A 241-nucleotide genomic window follows, 5' to 3' on the forward strand; every position below is an offset into this window, starting at 1 on the left:
GGTGCTTCACCACTTGCTTGATCAAACCTTTATTGAGCAACTCTGTAAGGGCTTTTCTTGCAAGTGATCCTCGAACTTTGTGTCGTTCACTAACAATGGAAGGTGTGATCAGCCTGTAAGCTGGGACTTCCTTGAGGAGTTTTTCATATGTGACATTATCGAACAAAACTTGGTTGTCTAATTTGTCACGAACTTTTCCTTTCGACCACTTCTTCTTCTTAGCTTTACCCCCAGATCCTCC

At 42.7% G+C, this 241-nt stretch carries 1 protein-coding gene; it reads right to left on the minus strand.

What is annotated here, in order from left to right:
- Nucleotides 1–241: eS25 family ribosomal protein (locus L9G74_RS21845; RefSeq protein ID WP_238898986.1), on the minus strand; the 241-nt coding region annotated here is incomplete at both ends.

The organism is Shewanella electrica (assembly GCF_022321485.1).
Classification (GTDB): Bacteria; Pseudomonadota; Gammaproteobacteria; order Enterobacterales; family Shewanellaceae; genus Shewanella; species Shewanella electrica.